The following is a 6,523-nucleotide window of genomic DNA, read 5'->3' on the forward strand; positions in this document are numbered from 1 at the left end:
GTTGGGGATAGAGAACAAACAGGTTGAGGTGAAGAGCATGAAATGGATGAAGAAAAAATTTAAAAGAAGCCTTGCGATGTTTCTGACAGTTTGTATGATTTTGACATCATTTCAAGGAGTCGCTTTTGCGGATTTAGATTCTACCGCTGAGGACAGAGACATTCTGATTGAACTGGATGGAGCAACTTTGAAGGCTGAGGCGGAAGCAGCCATCCGTTCAGGTAAACTCTATAATGCACAGTTAGGATTTCAGGAGCTGGAACTGGCTGAGAGTTCAGACGGAGAAGAGAAGGTCAAATTGGTAGACTCTGATGCATATTCAGATATATTTGATCAGAGTACCGGCAGTATCTATATGTTGAAAAATGTACCTTATATAAATAAGGCCAGCGCGTCTGACGCGATGCACAAGGATGCGGAGCTTCAGGTATTTGTTAAACTGAACGGCCAGGCAGCAGAAGCGGCCAGCGGAAGCAGCGCATTAAAAGCATCTGACAGCAACTTAAGAAAAGCTTCGGCCAGCGACATCATCGTTGATACACAGAATTACCAGATGAAGGGCGACGAAAAAATTATTTTTCTGTTTATTAACCGTTCCGAAGCTGATTTAACATTCCAGCTTGATATCGACGGAAAGAAGAGCGCGTTGGTTCTCGTTGAAAGTAAGAGTGTACTTTTGTCAGAGGGTGAGAAAGAGAAGGAAGAGTTACCGCCAATTATTCCTGAGATACCGGCCGGCGGCGAAGCAATTGAAGGCGGAGATACGGCAGGACCCGGCGGAAGTTCAGGCGGCAGTGAAAGCGGCTCCGGAAGCGGTATCACAGAGGACAATGGAGATAATGACACAACGATAGAAGACGGAAATCAGGGACCGGAAGAGGATTCCGGCGATACAACAGGAGATTCCACTCCTTCCACAGGTGATGAGGGACAGACTGGAACCGGGGAAGGCAATGACAGTGAAACAGAAAATAACGGCGGCGGAGACAGCGCTCCGACAGAGGGAGAAACTCAGACAAAGCCGGAAGACGGACAGGATGAAAATGGATCCGGCGGCAGCCAGAATCAAGAAGGACAGGGCAATGAGAGCCAGACCGGCGGTCAGGAAAATCAGGGCGGCAACGGCGGAAGAGCGGAAGATAACGGTTCTTCTGATAATGGAAATACAGACAGTGGAAATTCTTCGGAGAGCGGAAGCGGAACCACAGATAATGGATCTGCAGGAAACGTAACCACAGGTGACAGTTCCTCCGACAGCGGCTCGGAAGGAAGCGGCTCCACCGACAGCGGTTCGGCAGGAAGCAGTTCGACCGACAGCGGTTTGGCAGGAAGCGACGCCACCGACAGCGGTTCGGAAGGAAGCAGTTCCACCGACAGCGGTTCATCAGGAAGCGGTGGAGACGTGCAGGTTTCGATTTCTTCACACCGTGTGGATCGGGTGATGGCATTCGTACCGCAGGATTCTTACGACGATGACGATGATGATGCCCCGAAGAGCCCGGAAGAAGAATTTGAGATGATGTACGGGGATGACGCTGAGGAAGAGGAGGCTGACGAAGAACAGTACAACGACGATGTGGAAGTTTATTCTTCAGATACAAATGGCGTAGATATTCCGACCGAAGTTTATCCGGTAGTGCTTGTAAAGAATAAGAAAAGAGCATTGCTAAGAATGGCACGGAGCAGCGCGAAACAGGCGGATGCATCGGCAGGGATGATGATAATGTCCCTGGGTGATTTGCAGACTATGGCCGCAGGAAGCTTTATGCCGGTAGTCGATTTATACGATTATTATGACATGAAATATGGAAATAATATAAGTAAAAATAATGATGACGTAGGCTTTAATGGAGCTATTCTGAGTAATTATAGAGCTGATGGAATCTCAGAAAACGAGTTAAAACAGTCGTTTTCATTATATGCCGACGGATCACGCAGTAACCTCTTAAGAAGTGGGCAGGCATGGCAGTTTAATAATCTTGTACAGAAGCTGGCTGTCAGTACCTATGAGGACGAGTCGCACAGAGCACAGGTCAAAAAGTATTTCGGCCCTCACACAACGATGTTCCCTGTCGATGAATCTTATATCAGGGATGAATATGAGGTATATAAGCTGCACGAAGATGCATTTAATGAAGGAATTCGCTGGTATCCGAATGTTAGTTTTCCAGGATTTTCTTCAAAGAGTGTTTCTGGTGGTTATACAAAGTATGTGTTTGATGCAAGCAAAACACCGGTCAGAAGAGACAGTTCAGAGAAGAACACCTTGAAATTGAAGAAGACCAGTGGAAGTAGTAATGGCTTCTGGCCGTTCAATACAGAATCTTATCCAAGTGATACGGCGAAAAAATATTCGTTCGGTATGCACATGAGCATTCCATTCTTTTTGCCATCAAACGGTTGCTTTGACGAAAATGGTCGTGTACCGCTGACATTCGAATTTAGAGGAGACGACGATGTATGGGTATATTTAAAAGATTCGGAAGGTGTCTCCAGACTGGTTTTGGATTTAGGTGGTATGCATGTTTCCTCTACAGGAACGATTGATTTTAAATCCGGAGCTACAAGCGTTTCAGGCAATGTTAATAAATATGAATTAAATGAGAAGGGGAATAACGTTCAAATAGGAGGCTCAGGTACAATTCTTCGAGATAACATTTATAATATAGAGGGTATCGAAAAAGGACAGTTTTATACACTTGAATTCTTCTATATGGAGAGAAATCCAACAGAGTCAAACTGCTACATTGAAATAGGGCTACCGGTTCCTCCTGAGGGGACACTTCAGATTGCCAAAGCAGTGAAAGGAATTTCACAGGAAGAGGCGGCATCTAAGAATTACACATTTGAAGTTCAGGAGTCAGAGAACGGAGAGGACTGGACACCGGTTAAAAAGATCAGTATCAAGGCAGGGACATATGATAGAAGTATTACGACTACATCTACAAAATGGTATAGAATCAGGGAGGTTAACCCGAATGATGGTTCTACAGCTTCCTGGAGCGGTGACGGAAATATTGAGAGTGACTGGTATGTAGTCAAAGTAGAGCCAAACAGCGGAAAACAAATTGTTTGTACAAATGAGTACGCCGCTAATAGTCTGCAGATTACAAAAAAAATGACAGGCAATTCTTTACCGGAAAACCTGGCTGCAAACTTTAAAGTTACTATTAAAGATTCCGATGGAAAAAGAATAAAGATAAGTACGCCAGCTGGCCAAAGGAATGTCACCATAAACAGCAATAATTATGAAATTAGTGATATTGCATTGAAAGACAATGAGATGTGTACAATTTCCGGTTTAGATGACGCTAGCAAATATCAGGTGGAGGAAACGGGAATCAGTGATACAGCCTATGATTATTCTGTGGCAATCAGTTCATCTGGTGATGATGGCAGTGTAAGCATCAACCCGGGAGAGAAAAAAGCAGAGGGGGGGTTCCCAGTCAAAGAACAGGGCAGCTCTCAGGTCAATCTTACATTTACAAATACTGTTGAGCTGAAAACAGGTGGCTTTACCGTGACAAAGAAAGTGACCGGAGAGGTACCGGAAGGTAATCCGGATTACGTATTTTATCTGACATTAAAAGATACGGAAGGCAGGAATGTAAAAGATAATTTGCCGGGCAGCATCGAGCATCAAGGTAAAATTGAGTGGGATACAGGGGAAATGGCATTTCGGTTTACCTTGAAAAAAGATGAGACATTGACGGTGACAGGTGTTCCCGAGGGTTACTCCTATGTTTTGAGAGAGGCTGAAAGCGACAGCGCTGATTCTGCAATTGTAAACATCTCCGTAACAATTGACGGCAAGCCGGGCAGCAACACGAACGGTGAAATTGCGGAACAGACAATCAGGTACAATGAGAGTAAAAAGATTGTTTACAGAAACAAAATGGGAGATATCAGGGTTTTAACTTTAACAAAAGTACCCGAAGGCAGCGACTTGCCGGCAGAGAACCAGACATATGAATTTGAATTGATGAGAAAAACAGAAGAGGGCTGGGAGGAATTCCAGGATTTCACTGGAGGTTCTGCAGAGCAGGATAACAGAATCATAATAAAAGGAGCTGGTTCCGTAAAATTAAATATTCATCCTAAATACGCTAATGATATCTTTAAGTTTATCGAGACGGCTGAAGGAGATATCAATTCGGATGAAACATTATGGAAAGTGGGAGCTAAGGGAAAAACCAGCGACTCAAATAAAGAATCACCAGAGTTTACCCTGTCGGAAAAGGCAGAATTAGAAGTGAAATGTTACAATTCATACGTAAACAGGACACTTACAATTGAAAAGAAATTAGCCGAGAGCTCTGCGGATATAACAGGAAAGTTTGAGTTCGAGACAGTTTTCACAGATAAGAATAAAGAAATACTTTTGGTTCCATACATGATTACAAGGAAAGCTACCGGTGGAGAAGAGAGTGGAAGGTTATCAGAAGGTAATAAGACTTTTGAACTGGCGCCTGGTGACCAAATCGTATTTTCTAAAATACCGAATGGTGCATCTTACCAGATAACAGAAACCGGAGGAAACACCATTCCGGCTCAGTATGAAGTTAAATGTACCGGAGCTGTTGTGGAACGTGTTGATAAGGACAACGTAAAGACACAGTTGGCGAGTAGTGCCAATGCCACAATGACATATGATTTTGCCGAGGAGATTAATAAGAACCAGGCAGTTACATTTACGAATTTAGTCACAGTGAAGTCTGGAATACTGAGAATCAGTAAGATGATAGTTGCAGATTCAGAGGCTGATTCATTAGTAAGTGCAGATCACGACCTTACATTTACCTTTAAGGTAACAAATACTGATACAAAAGAAACCTTCTATGCGTCGGTGACAGTAAATGCGAACAGTTCAGCCGCATCAAAAGACATTAAGGTGCCGGTGGGCAGCTACGTGATTGAAGAGATACCGTATTTGCAGTATACAGCAGTTGATGATACCAAGGAAGCCTCTGTAGTACCTGGGACTGAGCCTGGTGCTGACGCCAAGGTGGAATTCCACAACTATAAGAGCGGTGAAGGTTATTTTACAGATGTGAAGGTTAAAGTAAATACGGTAGACGAGGATGGATTCCCGACAGAAAACAACAGCATTCCGAAACGTGAAGCCCTTCCGCTTGCAGTTCTTTTCACAGGAAGCAGTAAAGCGGAGGAAGACGACAGCAATGAGAACTAGTCGCGGCAAATAAAAATAGAAAGGCGAGTAGGGATCATGGTAAAGGCAGTAACAAAAATATGTAATTTTATATCAGTAATAATGGTACTTATCGTGATTGCCATCGGTGCAGTCATGATAGTACCGAAGGTAATGGGCAATGATATCTATGCTGTCATGAGCGGCAGCATGGAGCCATATTACCATGTGGGAAGCGTGGTAATCGTAGATAAGCATTTCACCCCGGAGGAGATAGCGGTCGGTGACCCTATCACCTTCCGGAAGGGTGATAATGCGATAGCCACCCACCGTGTAATCGAGGTAAACGAAGAGACACGGGAATTTAAGACAAAAGGCGATGCCAATGAGGTAGAAGATTTAGCCCCGGTTCCATTTGAAAATGTAATCGGAAAAGCCGGTATGTCGGTGCCAATGGTTGGATATATTCCGCTCTATATGCGGACAATGAAAGGAATTTTCTGTATAGGCGCATATATCATTGTATTTATCCTGCTGCAGATCATACCGGAGCTTCTAAAGCCGGAAAAGGAGGAGGAGCAGTCAAGTGAAAAACAAAGTTAAGTGGTTGAAAAGACCGATGCATTTCGGTTTGGCATTGCTGCTAATCGCAATCCTTACAATCGGCACAACCATTGCATTCTTTACCGATATTGAGGCGGCGGTTAACAGTATCACAACCGGTAAAATCCAAATCGATATTAATGAGAAGGTAGATGGGCTTACAAAGAATGACATCGGAGTGAGAGCAGCCGGAAAATCGGAATGTTATGTCAGAATCAGGGCGGATATCCCAACCGTGACATACAAGTACACGGACAGCGAAGGGCAGGAGCAGGACGGAAGCGCCTGGATTATATATCCTGGCAATGAGAGCGGTGTGAATATTGCAGCATGGAATACAATCAACGAAATGTCTGTTTTAATAACACGTGCATCAGACACGGAAGATACGTCTGCAGTATGGACCCGCAAAGACGACGGATACTGGTATCTGTCGGAAACGCTGAATCAGGGGGATTATGTGGAGTTTCTGACTTCAGTTACCTATCCCGGCCTGATGAGAGACGGGAAGGTAGAATTGCCGGACGGCATTACATTCGACATGCTGACTATACCGATTGTATCTGAAGCCGTACAGGTCGAAGGAATCGATGTAGACGGTGCGGCAGGCGCAGATGCGGCATACCAGGCATTCCAAATTGTAAACGGCCTGTAAGAATGGAAACGGTTATTCCGGGAATGCCCGGGTATCTGAAAAAGGAAGTAATAATGATTTTATAATATAAAAAAATAGAAAATTAGGTAGTGTCAAGTAATCTATGAAAAAACGGA

Annotated in this window: 3 protein-coding genes; all 3 read left to right on the forward strand. The window is 44.2% G+C overall.

Annotation, left to right across the window (positions count from 1 at the left end):
• Position 1: 1 nt before the first annotated feature.
• The 3 genes from CLOSYM_RS23510 to CLOSYM_RS17345 are packed head-to-tail and all read left to right on the forward strand — an operon-like array spanning position 2 to position 6,407.
• On the forward strand, positions 2-5,191 hold the full coding sequence (locus tag CLOSYM_RS23510; protein ID WP_021643114.1) for a DUF7601 domain-containing protein: 5,190 nt from the start codon (positions 2-4) through the stop codon (positions 5,189-5,191).
• A gap of 36 nt (positions 5,192-5,227) precedes the next feature.
• On the forward strand, positions 5,228-5,752 hold the full coding sequence (locus tag CLOSYM_RS17340) for a signal peptidase I (protein ID WP_021643115.1): 525 nt from the start codon (positions 5,228-5,230) through the stop codon (positions 5,750-5,752).
• The gene (locus CLOSYM_RS17345) at positions 5,736-6,407 is read left to right on the forward strand and encodes a SipW-dependent-type signal peptide-containing protein (RefSeq protein WP_021643116.1); all 672 of its coding nucleotides are present in this window, start codon (positions 5,736-5,738) and stop codon (positions 6,405-6,407) included. The genes CLOSYM_RS17340 and CLOSYM_RS17345 overlap by 17 nt, the downstream gene beginning before the upstream one ends.
• The last annotated feature ends 116 nt before the right edge of the window (positions 6,408-6,523 follow it).

The organism is [Clostridium] symbiosum ATCC 14940 (assembly GCF_000466485.1).
Lineage (GTDB): Bacteria > Bacillota > Clostridia > Lachnospirales > Lachnospiraceae > Otoolea > Otoolea symbiosa.

Excerpts from the sequence above, each read along its gene's own strand:
- CLOSYM_RS17340 (WP_021643115.1), top strand. The coding sequence starts at position 5,228 with ATGGTAAAGGCAGTAACAAAAATATGTAATTTTATATCAGTAATAATG.